17 protein-coding genes are annotated in these 16065 nt (G+C 65.6%); 5 read left to right on the top strand and 12 right to left on the bottom strand.

The window, feature by feature from the left end; translation table 11 throughout:
- The 10 genes from K7W03_RS15755 to K7W03_RS15710 all read right to left on the bottom strand — a co-directional run.
- A partial coding sequence (locus tag K7W03_RS15755; protein WP_222886768.1) for a CoA transferase subunit A occupies positions 1-723 on the bottom strand: 723 nt, incomplete at its 3' end.
- Between the two features lie 15 nt (positions 724-738).
- Positions 739-1629 carry a dioxygenase gene (locus tag K7W03_RS15750; protein ID WP_222886767.1) on the bottom strand — a complete coding sequence of 297 codons (891 nt, stop codon included), beginning with the start codon at positions 1627-1629 and terminating at the stop codon, positions 739-741.
- Between the two features lie 25 nt (positions 1630-1654).
- Positions 1655-1945, bottom strand: coding sequence for a muconolactone Delta-isomerase (catC, locus tag K7W03_RS15745; protein WP_103000776.1), 291 nt, complete (start codon positions 1943-1945; stop codon positions 1655-1657).
- Between the two features lie 4 nt (positions 1946-1949).
- A complete protein-coding gene (locus K7W03_RS15740; protein ID WP_048575204.1) occupies positions 1950-3119 on the bottom strand; it encodes a muconate/chloromuconate family cycloisomerase in 1170 nt (389 codons plus the stop codon).
- Positions 3120-3206: 87 nt separating this feature from the next.
- Entirely contained in the window at positions 3207-3422 is a 216-nt protein-coding gene (locus K7W03_RS15735; RefSeq protein WP_025548496.1) for a hypothetical protein, read from the bottom strand.
- 5 nt (positions 3423-3427) lie between these two features.
- Positions 3428-4735, bottom strand: coding sequence for an acetamidase/formamidase family protein (locus K7W03_RS15730; RefSeq protein WP_099186628.1), 1308 nt, complete (start codon positions 4733-4735; stop codon positions 3428-3430).
- 49 nt (positions 4736-4784) lie between these two features.
- Entirely contained in the window at positions 4785-5129 is a 345-nt protein-coding gene (locus K7W03_RS15725; protein ID WP_103000778.1) for a hypothetical protein, read from the bottom strand.
- A 10-nt stretch (positions 5130-5139) separates the two neighbouring features.
- Positions 5140-6375, bottom strand: a complete 1236-nt coding sequence (locus K7W03_RS15720) for an aromatic ring-hydroxylating oxygenase subunit alpha (RefSeq protein ID WP_099186626.1) — start codon at positions 6373-6375, stop codon at positions 5140-5142.
- A 134-nt stretch (positions 6376-6509) separates the two neighbouring features.
- Positions 6510-7037, bottom strand: a complete 528-nt coding sequence (locus K7W03_RS15715) for a nuclear transport factor 2 family protein (RefSeq protein WP_226870204.1) — start codon at positions 7035-7037, stop codon at positions 6510-6512.
- Positions 7038-7042: 5 nt separating this feature from the next.
- Positions 7043-9448 carry a TonB-dependent receptor gene (locus K7W03_RS15710; protein WP_065847440.1) on the bottom strand — a complete coding sequence of 802 codons (2406 nt, stop codon included), beginning with the start codon at positions 9446-9448 and terminating at the stop codon, positions 7043-7045.
- Between the two features lie 292 nt (positions 9449-9740).
- Here K7W03_RS15710 and K7W03_RS15705 point away from each other — a divergent pair, with 292 nt between their 5' ends.
- The 4 genes from K7W03_RS15705 to K7W03_RS15690 are packed head-to-tail and all read left to right on the top strand — an operon-like array spanning position 9741 to position 12106.
- A complete protein-coding gene (locus tag K7W03_RS15705; protein ID WP_226870203.1) occupies positions 9741-10937 on the top strand; it encodes an aromatic ring-hydroxylating oxygenase subunit alpha in 1197 nt (398 codons plus the stop codon).
- A 13-nt stretch (positions 10938-10950) separates the two neighbouring features.
- Positions 10951-11319, top strand: coding sequence for a hypothetical protein (locus tag K7W03_RS15700; protein ID WP_065847442.1), 369 nt, complete (start codon positions 10951-10953; stop codon positions 11317-11319).
- Positions 11289-11807, top strand: a complete 519-nt coding sequence (locus K7W03_RS15695; protein ID WP_065847444.1) for a nuclear transport factor 2 family protein — start codon at positions 11289-11291, stop codon at positions 11805-11807. Before K7W03_RS15700 ends, K7W03_RS15695 begins: the two co-directional genes overlap by 31 nt.
- Positions 11804-12106 carry a non-heme iron oxygenase ferredoxin subunit gene (locus tag K7W03_RS15690; protein WP_065847446.1) on the top strand — a complete coding sequence of 101 codons (303 nt, stop codon included), beginning with the start codon at positions 11804-11806 and terminating at the stop codon, positions 12104-12106. The genes K7W03_RS15695 and K7W03_RS15690 overlap by 4 nt, the downstream gene beginning before the upstream one ends.
- A 169-nt stretch (positions 12107-12275) precedes the next feature.
- On the opposite strand, the gene K7W03_RS15685 is transcribed toward K7W03_RS15690, so the two are convergent.
- Positions 12276-13304 (bottom strand): AraC family transcriptional regulator, encoded by a 1029-nt coding sequence (locus K7W03_RS15685; RefSeq protein ID WP_044660980.1) that lies wholly within the window; start codon positions 13302-13304, stop codon positions 12276-12278.
- A 528-nt stretch (positions 13305-13832) separates the two neighbouring features.
- Here K7W03_RS15685 and K7W03_RS15680 point away from each other — a divergent pair.
- Entirely contained in the window at positions 13833-15053 is a 1221-nt protein-coding gene (locus K7W03_RS15680; RefSeq protein WP_065847448.1) for an NAD(P)/FAD-dependent oxidoreductase, read from the top strand.
- 48 nt (positions 15054-15101) lie between these two features.
- Here K7W03_RS15680 and K7W03_RS15675 read toward each other — a convergent pair whose 3' ends face one another.
- A complete protein-coding gene (locus K7W03_RS15675; RefSeq protein WP_065847450.1) occupies positions 15102-16010 on the bottom strand; it encodes a LysR family transcriptional regulator in 909 nt (302 codons plus the stop codon).
- Positions 16011-16065: the final 55 nt, after the last annotated feature.

The following is a 16065-nucleotide window of genomic DNA, read 5'->3' as shown; positions in this document are numbered from 1 at the left end:
CCCGGTCTCACGCGCCCCCCCGGTCTCACGCGGACGCGTCGTCAGCTTCTCGATCCGCTTCTCGTTGATGGTGCTCAGCACGATGCGGTCGACATAGATGCCGGGCGTATGGATGCAGTCGGGGTCGAAACCGCCCTCGGGCACGATCTCCTCCACCTCCGCCACCGTGACCCTGCCAGCCGTCGCCATGTTCGGGTTGAAGTTGCGCGCCGTCTTGCGGAACATCAGGTTGCCCGCGGGGTCCGCGCGCCACGCCTTGATGATGGAAAGGTCGGCGCGCAGCCAGGTCTCCCGCACATATTCCTCCCCCTCGAAGGTCTCGACCGGCTTGCCCTCCGCCACCATCGTGCCCACGCCCGTCTTGGTGTAGAAGGCCGGGATGCCTGCGCCGCCCGCCCGGATGCGCTCGGCCAGCGTGCCCTGGGGGTTCAGCTCCAGCTCCAGTTCTCCCGAAAGATACTGGCTCTCGAACAGCTTGTTCTCCCCCACATAGGAGGAGATCATCTTGCGCACCTGGCGGCTCTCCAGCAGCATCCACAGCCCGAACCCGTCGGCCCCCGCATTGTTGGAGATGATGGTGAGGTCCTTCACGCCCGATGCCCGGATCTCGGGGATCAGGCTTTCGGGATTGCCCGAAAGCCCGAATCCGCCCGACATGATCGTCATGCCGTCGAACAACAGGCCTTCCAGCGCGCGCCTCGGACTATCGACAATCTTCTGCATGGAAAAGCCTCTTGCTCAAACCGCTGCGCGGGCCCGTAACGAAAAACCCTCCTCGGTGGAAGCGCCGGCCTTCTGCAGCTCGAAATCGAAGACGATGGTGGCGGCATCGCCCTGCCGGTTCGGCACGGGCAGCAGGCCTTCCCGCGTGGCGAAGGCGAAATCGTCCGCCGCGAACGGATCGTCCCCGAAGTTGATCTGCGTCGTCAGCGTGCGATAGCCGGGCGCCTCGACGAAGAAATGCACATGGGCCGGGCGGTTGCCATGGCGGCCCAGCGCTCGCATCAGCCGGTCGGTCGCCCCGCCGGGCGGCACGCTATAGCCGTTGGGCATCTTCGAATGGAAGCTGTAGCGCCCGTCGCTGCCGATCCGGATGCGGCGGCGGTTGTTGAAGGGCGTCTGCTCGCCGGTCGGGTCGAAATGCGAATACCAGCCCTGCGAATTGGCGTGCCAGACGTGCAGGATCGCACCCTCGACAGGCTCCCCCCCGGGCCCCCTGATCACGCCGCTCATGTACAGCGTGCCGGTATCGTCGGGATCGTCGCTCAGGTTGACGTCCCCCTCCACCAGCGGCGCGCCCGCGACATAGAGCGGCCCTTCGATGGTGCGCGGCGTCCCCCCGGTCCTGCCCGTCTCGGCATCTCGGGCGTCCATCAGCAGGTCCATGAAATGCTCCAGCCCCACGCCCGGCACGATCAGGCCGAATTCGGCGGCGCCTTCCTGGAAATACTGGATCGCGGCCCAGAATTCGCTTTCGCTCACATCATGGCGGACGATGGTCCTCATCACCGCTTCGGCCAGCTCGCGGACGATGGCCTTCAGCCGCCTGTCGCCGCCTTCGGCATCGAGGCCGCTGGCCCGGTCGAGCAGGGCCTGGACCGCTGCGCCGTTCACGAAATTTTCGGTCATGTTCACCTCTCCGGAAGTTTGAATATCAGCGATCGTCGTCATGGAGCGACGAAGGATGGCGGCACAGCGCCGTCACCTTCACCTCCATGAAGGGATAGAGCGGCAGGCTGGTCAGCAGGTCGTGGAGCTGCGCATTGTCCTCCACATCGAAGATGCTGACATTGCTGTACCGGCCCACCACCCGCCAGATGTGCCGCCATGTCCCGTCCCGCTGCAACTGCTGGAAACGCGCCTTTTCCGCGGCCTTCAACTGCTCGAAGCGCACCGGGTCGTAACCGTGCGGAACATGGACATCCATGGTGACGTGAAACAGCATCGGCCTATCCCTTCGCCTGTCCGGAAAGAAGGACGGTGGTGCGCGCGGGCGCGTCTCGGCGGAAGGCGGCGACCGCGTCGGGGTTCAGCGCGATGCCAAGGCCCGGCCCGTCCGGCACGGCAAGGCTGTAGTCGGAATAGTCCAGCGGCTGCGCCAGCACCTCCTCGGTCAGCAGCAGCGGCCCGAACAGCTCCGTCCCGAAGGCGAGATCGGCGAAGGTCGCGAACAACTGCGCCGATGCGACCGTCCCCACGCCCCCCTCCAGCATGGTGCCGCCATAGAGCGCCACGCCCGCCGCTTCGGCAATGGCCGCCAGCCCCCTGGCGGCCGTCAGCCCCCCGGCCTGGGCGATCTTGATCGCGAACACGTCGGCGGCCCCGGCGGCGGCATAGGCAAAGCCCGTCTCCGGCCCGTACAGCGCCTCGTCCGCCATCACTGCCAGGCGGCCCATCGCGGTCAGCCGCGCCATGCCCGAAAGGCTGCTCGCCCTGATCGGCTGCTCCACTAGGTCGACGCCCGCATCGGCCAGCATCGCCAACCCGCGCTTGGCCGTCACCTCGCTCCACGCCTGGTTCACGTCGACCCGCACGCTGGCCCGGTCGCCCAGCGCCTTCTTGATCGCCGCCACATGCGCGACATCGGCCTCCAGCGGGCGCTTTCCGATCTTGAGCTTGAAGGCGTCGTGGCGGCGCGACGCCAGCATCGCCTCCGCCTCCTCTATGTCGCGCGCCGTATCGCCGCTGGCCAGCGTCCAGAGCACCGGCAACCGGTCGCGCACCCGCCCGCCCAGCAATTCGCTGACCGGCACGCCCAGCCGCTTGCCCTGCGCGTCGAGCAGCGCCGTCTCCACCGCGTTCCTGGCGAAATGATTGGCGGCGATCTCCCTGCGCAGCCGGGCCATGATCGCGGCCGGGCGCGTGGCGTCCGCCCCGGTCAGGACCGGCGCGAAATAGGTGTCGACGGCCAGCTTGATGCCCTCCGGACTTTCCGCGCCGTAGCTGAGGCCGCCGATGGTCGTTCCCTCGCCTATCCCCTCCACCCCGTCGGAACAGACCAGCCGGACGATGACCATCGCCTGCGACCGCATCGTCGCGACCGACAGCACATGCGGCCGGATGGTCGGCACGTCGAGTATGAAGGCCTCGACGCTATCGATGGTGATGGAGGACGCCATGAATTCTCCGTTGCAGTCCGGAACAGATAGAAAGGCCGATCGGCAAGGGAAAATGCCGTTTCGGTTCGATTTCATACCGGCAAGGTATCAGACACCCGGCTCGATGCTCTCGACGCGCCGCACCAGCCGGGCGGCCATGGACGACCGGACCGGCCGCCCCGCGATGATCTTGCGCCAGCTATTATAGCTGATGCCGAACCGCGCGTTCAGCGCCTCGTCGGTCCGGCCGGTCTCCAGATGCAGCATGCGGTCCACCACATCCCGGCCGATGACGACCGATCCCGGCATTTTCGCCCCGCTCATGGCGATCACGCCTGCGCGCCATATTGCTGGCGGACCAGCTCCGCCACGCCCATGCGCTCTAGGATCGGCGTCGGACAGAGGAAGGTGACGCGCACCACGCCGGGCAACCGGCTGATCTCGATCGACCCGGCGATGGTCGCGCGATTGAGGATCTCGTCATAGGGCAATCCCGTCACTTCGGCGGCGCGGGTCAGCCCGTTCCTGGTCGCGTCGTTCAGCGTCGGCCCCGAACCGATGAAGGTGATCGGCGCATTGTCCTCTATCACCTTCTGCCCATGGCGCTCGGCCAGCCGCCCGACCGCCGCGCGCTCCTCCCGGCTCATCGGCTGCGCCAGGAAGGGCAGATCGTCGCGATGCTGCAACAGGATCGGGCCGTCCAGCTTCAGCCCCTTGATCACCTTCACTTCCAGCTCGACCACGCCCGACACGTCGGTGGCATGGCCGGCAATCTCGCCATTGCCCTGCTGCGCATGCATGTCGCCCATATAGACGCCGCCGCCGGGCACCTTGACCGGGCAGATGAGGATCGCGCCCTCCCGCACCGAATTGGTGTCCATATGCCCGTCCGTCTTGTGCCGGTCCAACTCCTCCTGCGTGAAGCTGTAGCCATGGGGCGCATCGATCAGGAACGACCCGAAATCCCCCGCATTATGCGAATCCGGCAGGTCGCGGGACGGCACCGTGCCGATATTGCCCAGGAAAGGCCGCATGCGGCTCGCCAGGCCCGCAATATCCGCCCGCGCCAGCGCCAGGATCGAATGCTGGCCCGCCCCGTCCGGAATGGCCGCAATATTCCGCGCATCCCCGGCGATCCGTTCCGCGACATCCTTGCTCACGGTCAGCGCCACATTGTTTTCCCGGTCAAGCACGATGACATAGCCGTTGGAAAAGCGGAACGCATTCACCTCCGCCCCGCAATTGTCGCAGCGCACCGCCTCGTCCCCAATGCCTTCGATATGGCTGGACGGCGCGGTCGTGCCGCAGCTCGGGCACAGCTTCGCGACGAAGGGATCGCCCACATAGCGCCCCTCGACAAATTCCATCACGCCCGAAGAGGTGGCGAGCGACGTCACCCGCACGGTCTTCAGCGTGATGGCGATGGCGTCCCCGACCTCCGCCCCTTCAACCAGCACGGGACGGGTGACTTCATGCCCGCCCTGGAATTTCGGCGTGATCATCGGCCCCCAGCAGCCCGGCGGCGTGCCGGTGCGGATGGTGCCGCCGTCGCGAACCGTCCCGGCCGGCGCGATGCCCGGCCCGACGATCCCGCCGCTATAGTCATGAACCTCGATATGCGAACGCGCGTCAGACATTGGAACTACCCTTTGTTGCTATGGGACCGCTCAGTTTCCGTGGGAACGTTCAGAGCGCGGCATCGCCATCCATGCGCACGAAGCGCCGCGCATCGAAGCTGAAGGGAACGGCGCTGCTGCCCCCGTAAAGCTCATGATGCGGCGACGCCTCGGCAAAGGCGCAGGCCAGTAGGAAGAGATTATGGACATCCTCCGGCATGCCGCTGGCCGGATGCTCCGACAACAGCCGCAATATTGCGTCCAGACGCGGCATCATCGCCTCATACAGCGCCCTGAAATCGGCGGCGCTGGCGCTCCAGCGTATCTCGCTGCGCTCATTCTCGCTGGGCCGCGCCCAATGGGCGGCCAGCGGCGCCAGATCGGCAAAGGGCGCGGGGAGTATCAGGTCGGTCATGCTAAAATCCTCAAGCCGCGAGATAGGTGTCGAGCGTGCGCGCCGCGTGGCGGATCAGGAATTCCTGATCCATCAACTGCATCGCGTCGATCGATCCGGACATGATGCCGGCGAAAGTGTCCTCCATGGTGGCGGTATCCTCCAGCCAGGCATTCCGATGCAGCGCGTTCACATGCTGCTGCGCCACCTGTTCCGCCGCATTCTGGGCGGGCCGGAAATAGTTGATCCCCTCCCACAGCGTCCGCCCATGGTCGAGCGGCCAGAATTGATGCGTGAAGAAGGACATGCCCGGATAGCCGCAGCCCGACGCCAGATGGATGATGAAATTGGGGAAGAGATTGGGCAGCTCGAACTGGAAATCCGCCCGCCGCTCCGGGTTGATCGCGAGCGGCAACTGGTCGGGCCGCGGGCGATGGCGCTCGGTCGTGCTCAGCATCGACGCGAAGGCCAGCGTCGAGGGCGCCGTGTCCATCCCCGCCCCATAGATGGTGGAGGAGGCATGCGGCCCCATCAGCTTGAAATCGCCATGCTCCACCCCCTTGAAGCCCGGCAGCGACCCGGCATGGATGGTCGGCACATGATAGCCTTCGCTGAAGGCGTAATGGGCGACCTTCCAGTTGCAGTTCAGCACCGTCGAATAGCGGAAGGCGGTGGTCGATTCCGCATAGGGATAGCCGCCGAACAACCGGCCGAAGTCACCCAGATATTCGGTCAACGTCTGCGCCGGTTCCGCATCGAAATGGATGAAGACGAAACCTTCCCAGCTATCGCAATGGATTTCGCGCAGGCCAAGACAGGCGGTATCCAGCTTGCCGAACTTCTCCTTCATCGGCACGGAACGCAGCGGCCCGTCGGTCGAAAACACCCAGCCATGGAAGCGGCAGGTGACGACATTGGCGCGCGACCGCCCGAAAGTCTCGAAACCGCTGCTCGGAACGACCTTGTTCCCGCGATGGGTGCAGACATTGTGGAAGGCCCTGATCCGCCCGTCCTTGCCCCGCACGATCAGCACGGATGCGTCCGCCACCGGCAGTTCCTTGACCTTATAGTCGCCGGCATGGGGCAGTTCCCAACTTGTCGCGACCTTCAGCCAGGTCTTGCGGAAGATTTTCTCGCGCTCCAGTTCGTAAATGGCCGGATCGCTGATCGCCCGCACCGAGACCGGATCGACGCCCAGTTCTTCGCGAATATCATCGACGCTGCGGTTGATATGGCGCAAGTCTTCCGCCGTGCATGTCGTGGTCATCCTACTCTCCGATATTTCCCGTAAACTCTATCGCTTCTTCGCCACAGGACCCAGGGCAACAGCGTGCCGACCCGCCCCCGTTCGGGCTGAGCCTGTCGAAGCCCTCCTCTTTCCTGGCAGGACATGCTCCAACATCACGCATCTCCCAAAGCCTCTGGCTTGTCCCGCCACCCATCGGGATAGTGGGAGATCAGATCGGCCCGCAGTTCCAGCGCACCGAACCGCCAGCCGCCCGCCATCTTCCGCACGTCCGCGACATAGCGCCCGCCGATCCAATAGGCCCGCCCGCTGGCTGAGGTCGCAACCTCCCACAACATGAATTCCACGTCCGCCCGCTCATAAGCGGGATCGAGCGTCACCTTGGGCGAAACCAGATAATGCAGGGTCCATCTGAACCCCTGCTCCGCATTGCCCGCCACACCCTCAGCGATGGCGTCCCCGCCCGACAATAGCCCGTATCGGTCGACCCGGAAGACCGCATCCTCGGTGAAAAGCGGCCGCAGCATCTCCGCCGAAGGCCCCGCATCGAAGGCCCGCGAAAGGTCGACGATCAGCGCATCGATGTCGCGCAACGCCTCCAGCCGCTCGACCCTGCGTTCCCATATTTCCGCCATGCCGTCCTCGCCCGCCAGGGCGGACGCCGGGAAGACCGGCGCCCGCATGATTGTCAGAAGGTCCGCCGCGCGCTCAGGAACCATTCGCGGGGCCGCCCGAACGCCCCCTCCGTGATCCCGCCGAAGGAATCCACGAAGCCCGATCCCAGATAGACTTGCTTGGTCAGGTTCTTGACGCCCAGCGTGATCAGCCAGCTTTCCGGCTCGTCGCTATAGCCGATGGAGGCGTTCACCAGATGATAGCCCTTCTGGATCAGCAGCGGGCTGTTCACCGCGTCATTATAGACCTTCGACCGGTAGGACCAGTCGACCCGCGGCGTGAACCGGCCCACCCCGTCGACCCGGATGTCGTAGGAAGCCCCCGCGCTCAGCGTCCATTTGGGCGCATTCTGCAAATGGGAATCCCTGGTCACGCCGCTGTTGAGCGCCCGAATGTCCACCTGCCGATATTTCGCGTCCAGATAGCCGAGCCCCGCCTCCAGCTTCAGCGCCTCGGTCGGCCGGGCCTGCACTTCCAGCTCCAGCCCCTTGATGCGCGCCTTCGCCGCATTCTGGATGATCGGCGCGAAACCCAGACGCGGATCGTTCACGGTGATCTGCAGATCGTCATAATCGTTGACGAAGGCCGCGCCATTCACCCGCAGCCGCCGGTCGAACAGGTCGGACTTGAAGCCGACTTCGTAGGTGGTGCTGGTCTCCGGCCGGAAGGACGGAATATTGGCGAAGGGCGGGAAGACGCGCTGGGTGAAGCCGCCGCCCTTGAACCCCTGCGAATAGGATGCGTAGGTCAGGAATTCGGGCGACCAGCGATAGGAAAGGCTGGCCATCGGCGTCCAGGCGCGGTCCTTGATCGTCGTCCGTCCGGGCGGGCCCATCAGCGGATCGCCGTCCTGCAACCCCGACCCGTCGGGATTGAAGGGCTGCCCCGTCAGGAAGCCCGCCGCCACGACATATTGATTGCCATTGTCGAATGTCTTCTTGTCCTCGGTCCAGCGTATGCCGCCGGTCAGGCTGAGATTATGGACGATCTCGAACGTCGCCTGACCGAAGGCGGCAAGGCTCCGTCCATCGAGGATCGCACCGCTCATGAAGACGGCGTCGACAATGTTGACCAGATCCTGGTGATTGCCGCTTTCCTTCGAATAATAGCCGCCGACGACCCAGTTCAAACGACTGTCGAGCGCATCGCCGATCAGTTGCAATTCTTCCGAAAACTGATCCTGCTTCCAGTCGCTCTTGGTCTGGACGATGCTGGCCGGGCTATGATCGGAATCGCGGGTCCAGAAACCCGTCACCTTGCGGTAGGCGGTGATGGACTTGGCCGACACATTCTCGCCCAGCCGCCATTCCACCGTGCCGGAAACGCCCCAGATATTGAGGTCCGACGCCGACTGGTAACGGCGCTTCCCGAAATTGTCGAAGACGCTCGACACCGCCCGGAACGTGCCGCCATGGCGATAGGGCGCCTGCGCCCACTGGCTGTTGTAACAGCGCGTGTCGGACAGCCGGGCCGGGTTGGACAGGTCGGTGCAGATGCCCGCCGCGCCCGAATAAAGGCCGTTCCACACCTGCGCCGCCGGCGCGTTCTCATCGACCGCGAGCATGACGTTGGGCGCGGTTTCCTCCCGCGACCGCGTGCCGTCGACGGCGATGTTGATGGAAAGCTTGCTCGTCGGCTCCAGCCGCAGCGCGAAACGCCCCGCCATCGTATTGGTGTCGCCCAGGTCCGGCGCCAGCGGCACCGTGCCTTTCACATAGCCGTCGCGCATATGATAAAAGCCCGAAAGGCTGGTATAGACCCCCTCGGCCAGCGGCACGTCGATCGAGCCCTTGATCTGCACCCGGTCGTAGCTGCCGGTCGTCAGCTCCAGGCTGGCCCCCGGATCGTCGGCGGGCTTCTTCGTGACCACGCTCACCGCGCCCCCGATGGTGTTGCGGCCGAACAAAGTCCCCTGCGGCCCGCGCAGCACCTCGATCCGCTCGACATTGAGGACGTCGAGCACATTGCCGACCCCCCGCGAAATATAGACGCCATCCAGATACAGTCCCACGCCCGGATCGGCGGAAAGCTGATAGTCATTCTGCCCGATGCCGCGAATGAAGATCGCCGCCGTGGCGTTGCTGGCCGATACCGGCACCGAACTGTTGAACTTCACATTCGGCGTGAAGTCTCCGATCTGCGTGACATTATCGATCCCCCGCTGCGCCAGACCTTCCGAAGTCACCGCCGAGATGGAGATCGGCGTATCCTGAAGCGACTCCGCGCGGCGACGGGCGGTGACGGTGATTTCCGCGATACCGCTATTCTGGCTCGCAGCCGGGTCTTCCGGCGCCTGCTGCGCCAGAACGGGCGCTCCGGACGCCAGCGCCAGCCCGGCGACCAGCGCGCGCACCGAACCCGATTGCAGACGCCGGGCCGCGCGGCCGGACGATATGGGTTTGCAGCTTTCATCTTCCATATTTGACTCCCCGTCTCGATTGGCATTTTGTTTTTCTGGTACCGCCATAATCGAACCCAGATCGGCCAGCCGCGCTAGCCTGATCCCGCGAAGTTCATCATCTGAGCGCGACGGAGTGAGGAACCGCGAAAAAGCCCTTCCGCACCGCTTCCGTCCCCCCGCGCCTTTGATGCGCCCCCAGGCTAAGGCGCACCGGATCGGGCTAGCGGGGCATGGCGCGCGCCGACATCATCCATGCCGATTTCACGCATTCGGAAGCCGCAACGACAACCGATGCAACGGCAAGGACAGGATGATGAACGACGCGCATCGCTGGTTACACGAACATCCCGAACTGGGATCGGGCCCCATCTCCATCGAACCCTATATCGACCCGGACTGGTATGAACGGGAACGGGAGAAGATATTCAGGAAGGTCTGGCTCTGCGTCGGCCGCGTCGACGAAATCCCCGACAGGGGCGATTACAAGGTCAAGCGCCTCGCCGCCGCCGACACGTCGGTCATCCTGATGCGCGGCAAGGACGATGTCGTGCGCGCCCATCACAATGTCTGCGCCCATCGCGGCAACACCGTCGTCACCGAAACCGGCCCGGAAACCTTCGGCCGCAGCAAGGCGGCCATCGTCACCTGCCGTTTCCACGGCTGGGTCTATGGCGCGGACGGCGCGCTGAAACATGTGCCGAGCGAGGAACGCTTCTACCCATGTTTCGACAGGCAGCGGAACGGCCTCACCCCGATCCATACCGATGTCTGGGAAGGCTTCATCTTCGTCAACCTGGCCGAAAATCCGGACAACAGCCTGACCGATTTTCTGGGCGACTATGCCGCGCATTTCGCGGGCTTCCCCTTTGCCGAACTCAGCTACCAGTTCACCTACCACACCGAACTGGAATGCAATTGGAAGGTCGCGCACGACGCCTTTGCGGAGGCCTATCATGTCGACACCATCCATGCCGGCTCCTTCCCCAACACCTTCTCCACCGGGCTGCAAAATGTGAAGCTGATGGGCCCGCACCGCAGCTGCGCCGTCTGCCTGACGCTGGGCGCGAAACCCACCCCGGTCGCGGGCATCGCCAATAGCATCGCCGGCGCCTCGCTCGTCACCCAGCGCGCCGAAACCATGCTGCCCCCCGCGATCAACCCGGACAAGCGCGACGATTTCGCCTTCGAACTCAGCGTCCTCTTCCCCAACACGCTGATCCACGTGTCGGAAGGCATCTGGTTCACCCACCAATTCTGGCCCATCGCCCATAACCGCACGCTCTGGGAGGGCCGCTATTATGTCCGCCCGCCAAAGACCAACGCCGAACGCTGGGCCATCGAACATGCGATGACGCTCCAGCGCAACGCCTGGCTGGAGGACACCGCCACCATGGAGGACACGCAAAGGGCGATGCAGTCCCGCGCCAAGCTCGTCCAGAATCTCCAGGACGACGAAATCCTCATCCGCCACAGCGCCGCCGTGGTCGACCGATATGTCAATGCGTGAGGGGGAAAAGACCATGACGCAACCCACTTTGCCCACCGGCTTCGAAGACCTCTCCCTTTGCCTCGACTGGAACCTGCCGACGGCCGACCAGCGCCAGCGCAAGCGGCAGGCGTCGAACGCGGCGGAACTGCGCGCCTTCTACGACCGCATGCTGCCCCGCCTGCCGGACGCGCTGGCGGAGGTCGACCGCTTCCCGCTGGGCGCGCTGCCGGAAAGCCACCACCCCCTCTACAATCTCGCCCTCTCGCTGGCCGAGGTCGCCCCGCATATCGAACTATATTCCGGCTCCCCCGGCGTCCCCTATGCGTTCGAGGAGGCGCGCTTCGTCGCCGTCCATGGCGGGCAGGAGACATGGCGCGGGCTGCGCCCGATGGCCGCCTGAATATGGCCCCCCTGCCCATGGAGGAACGGCTGTTCCGCATCGAAGCGCGCCAGGAGATGGAAGGTCTCGTGGCGCGCTACGCCCACGGCGCGGACCGAAGGAACGATCCGGCGATCATGCGACCGCTGTTCCACGCGGACGCCACCTGGTCGGCGGAGGGCTTCGCCACCTTCCACGGCGCCGCCGCCATTGCCCAGGGCCTCGCCCGCATCGCCGCCGAACAGGTGCTGTGGTCGATCCACTATATGGTCGCCCCCCATGTCGAATTTATGGAAGACGCCCGCTCGGCGCGCTGCCGCTGGTATCTTTGGGAACTGTCCACCATGGCCGGGGACTCCGGCCCGGAAGATCGCTGGCTGGGCGGCTGGTACGACAGCCTGACAATATATGAGGAAGAAGAATGGAAATTCACGTCCGTGAAGCTGGACCTGCGCGTGCAGGGCGTGGCGACGCCCCCCTGGGCGATCAAGAAAGCGTTCGCCCCATGATCCGCCTCTGCGCAATCGACGATCTCAGCGAAGACGAAGTGCACCGCGTCGAACTGGACGGCGGCCACGGCATCGCCGTCTATCTGCTGGACGGGGAGGTGTTCGCCACCGACGACCTCTGCACCCATGGCGAAGCCTCGCTGGCGGAAGGCGAGATAGAGGATGGCAAGATCGTCTGCCCCTTCCACCTCGGCAGCTTCGACATCAAGACCGGCGCGGCCTGCGCGGCCCCCTGCTCCATCGCGCTCAAAACCTATGCGGTAGAGATCATCGACGGCGCGGTGCATATCGCGCCCTGATGGTCGGTGCAGCGCTTAAGTCAAACCTCCACCCTGTTCCTGCGAAGGCAGGAACCCAGTCCCGCCGCTGGAACTGGACTCTCACGAGCCACTCGTCTCGTTCGAGTGCCTTCGCAGGAGTACGCTGCGCCTCAATCCCACCGGAACAGAACTGACACGCGCCCGCCCCTCACCCCTTCAACTGCCGCAACGTAGCCGAGGGCCGCTCCCCGAACCGCTCCGCATAGTCACGCGCGAATTTGCTCAAATGGCTGAACCCGCAGGCCAGCGCGACATCGGTCACGCTATGCCCCTCCTCCACGCCGCCCAGCAGCATCTTGCGCGCCAGGTCCAGCCGCACATTTTTGAGGTAAACCATCGGCGTCACCCCGCGAAACCGCCGGAACCCCGCATGCAGCGACCGCGCGCTGACCCCGGAAATCTCGATCATGTCGATCAGGGAGATCGCCTCGCACGCATGGCCCCGCACGAAATCCTCGACGCGCCGCACATAATAGGGCGCGGGCCCGGATGGCGCGCTGTCGAACAGTTCGGAATGATTGTGCGGCACCGCCGCCAGCAGCAGGCGCTTCAGCGTATCCTCCACCGCGCCGCTCGCGCGGGGATGGGTATAGCCCGTCAGCCCGTAATCGATGTCGTCGCAGATAGTACGGACCAGATGGGCAAAGGCCTGCGCCGCCCCCACCAGCGGCACCGGCCGGGTCGAAAAGACCAGATCGTCCGGCCGGAACCCCAGTTCGCTCGCCAGCACCTGCTCCAGATCGGCCTTGGGTATCTTGATGGTGAAATGCTTGTAGCCCGCCTCGAACGTCTGGCGGAAATGCGAATCCGGGGCCAGCACGCACATCTCGCCGGGCGCCAGGCTGAAACTGTCCCTGTCATGGGTGATGAAGGACGTGCCCGTCAGCGAGAATTGCACCAGATAGATCTGCCCCATCTGCGGCACGTCGATGGAAATCCGCCCGAAGGGATTGCCATAATCCTGCGCGTTGAAGGTCAGCGCCTTGAGCTGCGCCTGATTGTGGCGGAAATCGATCGGCGGCCGCCCGCCCTGCACGTCCAGCCTGTGGGGGCAGAACATCCGGCTCATATGCGCCTCGACATCGCCCGCGTCGGTGCTGCTGAACCTGTTCCACTGAACCAGCGGAAGCGCCTCGCCATTCCAGAAGCGGCTCGGCGCAGCCATTTGCGTCAACATGCTCGTCCTCCCTGGCCCGGTCCCCGACCCGGCTTGAAACGCCTGCCTCGCTCCGGTGGACGCTGCCCACCCCGGCGACGGATCATCGACACGGCCCTCCCTCGGCTGCATCGACATCCGGAAAATGACGCGCCGGACATGGCGGTCCCGCGATCCGGAACGCAGCGTGCCGGAAGCGCGGACGACCGCCATTTGCAGGCCGTCATGGCTGGATGTCGTTACAGCCTCGTCCCTTTCGCGATGACACTCTTATTACAGGGCCGGGTCAAGCCTGCCGCCCGAAAAGACCGCGCGATCAGGGCAAGGCCTGCGCTCAGGGGATAGTTGCCGCGGCGATTTTGGCCCAGCTTCGAAGCATCGGCATGGGCTGTCGCCGGCCCGAACGATCCGCAATGTCGATGAGAAACAGGCCGTTGCCCCTCGCCGCCCGGCAATCCGTTCGCGCGGCGCGGCGGCGGCGCGCCCGCGACGGCCCGGAAACGCGCCGGATCGTCGCCCGGCGACCGCGCACAGGGGAGGAGAATCGCATTGAACGAGCAAACGGACGTCCTCATCGTCGGCGGCGGCCATGCGGGCGCGCATCTGGCCATTGCGCTGCGGCAGAAGGGCTTTGCCGGCAGCATCGCCGTGGCGGGCGAAGAGGACTGCCTGCCCTATGACCGCCCTCCCCTCTCCAAGGCCTATCTGGTCGGCGCCGTGCAGATCGACCGGCTGCTGCTGCGGGACAGCGGCTATTGGGACGAACAGCGGGTCCGGTTCGAACTGGGATGCAGGGTCCGTTCGCTCGATCCCGCCGGGCGGCGCGCCGAACTGGACGATGGCCGGACGATCCGCTTCGGATGGTGCGTGCTGGCGACCGGCGGCAGGGCGCGCACCCTGCGCTGCCCCGGTTCCGGCCTGCCGGGCATCCATCATCTGCGCACCGTCGCGGATGTGGACGCCATTCGGGCGGGGCTTCGCGGCGGCGGCCGCGTCGGCCTCGTCGGCGCGGGCTATGTCGGGCTGGAGGTCGCGGCGGCGGCGCGCGAAATGGGGCATGAAGTCGTCGTCATCGAGGCGCAGCCCCGCGTCCTCCAGCGCGTCACCTCCCCCCTGCTCTCCGATTTCTTCGAACGGCAGCATCGCCGCCGGGGCGTCGACCTGCGCCTGGGCGAACGGATTGCGGACTTTTCCGGCGCGGATCGCGTCTCTGCCATCCGCCTGGCCTCGGGCGGGGAAATCCCCGTCGACATCGCCATCGTCGGCATCGGCATCGATGCGGAAACGGCGCTCGCGGAACAGGCGGACATCGCCTGCGACGGCGGCGTGCTGGTGGACGGATATTGCCGGACCTCGGCGGAAGGCATATTGGCGATAGGCGACTGCGCGCGGCACCCCAATCCCCATGCGGGCGGGCTCTGGCGGCTCGAATCCGTGCAGCATGCGATGGATTCCGCCGCCACCGCCGCCGACACCATATTGGGGGCGCCGGCCGAATATCGCGCGCTGCCGACCTTCTGGTCCGACCAGTATGACATCAGGCTGCAATCCGCCGGCCTCAACCGGGATGCCGACGACATGGTCGTGCGCGGCGATCCGGAAAACGGTCCGTTCACCGCCCTCTATCTGCGCGGGGGCCGGGTGATCGCGGTCGACGCCATCAACAGCCCCAGGGATTTCATGGGCGCCCGCACCCTGATCCTGAAGGGCGTCGCGGTCGACCGGACAAAGCTGGCCGATCCCGCCATCCCCGTGAAGATGGCGGCCTGAACGCCCGATCTCCCGCCGAAGGCGGCGGTCGGGGATCGGCCCGCGCCCCTATAAGCGCTCCCGCATCTCCCGCGTCACCTCCTCCAGAAAATCCGCCGCCGCCCGCACCCTGGGCAGCCTCTGCAGATCGGCATGCATCACCAGCCAATAGCTGCGCCACACCTCCATCGACTCCGGCATCGACTCCGGCATCGACTCCGGAAACAACTGCACCAGCCGCTCGTCCTCCGCCGCCGCGAAGACGTGCAGCACGCCCAGCCCCATCCCCGCCGCCACCGCCGCATGCTGCGCGGCGCTGGAACTGGCGCGGAAGACGATGGCCGCGCCGGGCAACAGCTGGTCCAGCGCGATCATCTCCGCGAACCCGGCCAGTTCCTCGATATAGGAAACGAAGACATGACGGCTCAGGTCGCCCCGCCCCGTCGGCACCCCCTCCCGCGCCAGATAGGCTTTCGACGCATAGAGGCCCAGGCGGTAATCGGCCAGCTTGCGGGTCACGAACCGTCCCTTGGGTGGCGGTTTCAGCATCACGGCGATCTCCGCCTCCCGCCGCGACAGGCTGGCCGCCTTGCTTTCGGACGCAAGCTCCAGCGTCAGGCGCGGATGGCGCTCCCGCAACTCGGCCACGCGCGGCGCGATCAGATGGCTGGCAAAGGCCTCCGGCGTGGCGAGCCGCACCGTCCCCTCCACCTCCCGGTCGCGCCCCGCGACGCTGCTCATCGCGGCGAGCAGCTCGCTCTCGATCCGCTCGGCATGGGAAACCAGCGCGAAGGCGGCGGGCGTGGGCGTCACCCCGCGCGGGCTGCGGTCGAACAGCCGCGCGCCCAGCGTCGCCTCCATATTGGTCAGGCGCCGGGCGACCGTGCTATGATCCACCCCGACCCGGCGCGCGGCGGCCAGCATGTTGCCCTCCCGCATCACGGCCAGGAACAGGCGCAGTTCGTCGGAATTCAGCATGGGCAAATCCGCACAACCAATGTGTCCACATACCCGTATATCTGCAAAGCTGACC

The organism is Sphingobium sp. PNB (genome assembly GCF_019873065.1).
Taxonomy (GTDB): Bacteria; Pseudomonadota; Alphaproteobacteria; order Sphingomonadales; family Sphingomonadaceae; genus Sphingobium; species Sphingobium fuliginis.
This window is presented reverse-complemented; position numbering and strand designations above follow the sequence as displayed.